The sequence below is a fragment of the Thermomonas sp. LB-4 genome, assembly GCF_036409385.1.
Lineage (GTDB): Bacteria > Pseudomonadota > Gammaproteobacteria > Xanthomonadales > Xanthomonadaceae > Thermomonas.
This window is the reverse complement of the sequence record NZ_JAXOFT010000063.1, coordinates 1-824: the sequence shown is the minus strand read 5'-3', so window position 1 is coordinate 824 and position 824 is coordinate 1. Positions and strand designations below refer to the sequence as shown.

At 57.8% G+C, this 824-nt stretch carries 1 protein-coding gene; it reads left to right on the top strand.

The genetic code is table 11. The features are described from left to right. Positions 1-79 precede the first annotated feature (79 nt). Positions 80-463 carry a fluoride efflux transporter CrcB gene (gene crcB / locus SPK54_RS13625; protein WP_330948409.1) on the top strand — a complete coding sequence of 128 codons (384 nt, stop codon included), beginning with the start codon at positions 80-82 and terminating at the stop codon, positions 461-463. The last annotated feature ends 361 nt before the right edge of the window (positions 464-824 follow it).

The following is an 824-nucleotide window of genomic DNA, read 5'->3' as shown; positions in this document are numbered from 1 at the left end:
CGGGCTCTCGGCTCTTAGGCTAGGGGAAACTGAAGACATAAGGCGTTAGGCCTCAGCAACGAACATCATCGGCGCTCACATGAAAGGCATCCTGCTGGTCGGTCTCGGAGGGTTCATCGGCTCGGTCGCCCGCTACAAGCTTGGCGGTCTCGTGCTGCACCTGTCCGCGCAGGAGCGCTTTCCTTACAGCACGTTCGCCGTCAACCTTCTTGGCTGCCTAGCCATCGGACTTCTCGCTGGCCTCACCGAGCGCTATGAGTTGTTTGGCCCAGGCACGAGGCTGTTCCTCTTCACTGGCCTACTCGGCGGGTTCACAACCTTTTCCGCGTTCGGCCTCGATGCACTATTGCTATTGCGCCGCAGTGAGTTCTTAGTGGCTGCGCTGTATGCTGGTGCCAGTGTTGTCCTCGGAATCACCGCAGTTTGGCTAGGCCTCAAGCTCATTTCAGTGTTTCCGCGATGAGGCCTAACAATGCGTTCAAGCCGAAACCGCTTCGTTACGTCAAAGGCATGGCAGGAGGAGCTTGCCATGCCTTTGTCTTCACTACACGGTTCGGCTTAACTCAGGTGTTAGGCCGCAGAAGACAATCTCTCGGGCCAAGAGCTCTTAAAGAACTTTTTTGACTTCAGGTGCTCGGCCTGTTCTAGAACAGCTCGCCCAAGCTCCGGCATAGCTCAAACCCGCTATGCCTCCGCTCGGGTTGTGGGTTCACGCGGGTCAAGGCAAGCCCAGATCCAGGTTGTCGGTGCAAAGAGCACCGGCTTCAGCGGCCTAACAATTCGTTCAAGCCGAGACCGCTTCGCGGCCTCGGCGTGGCGTCGTA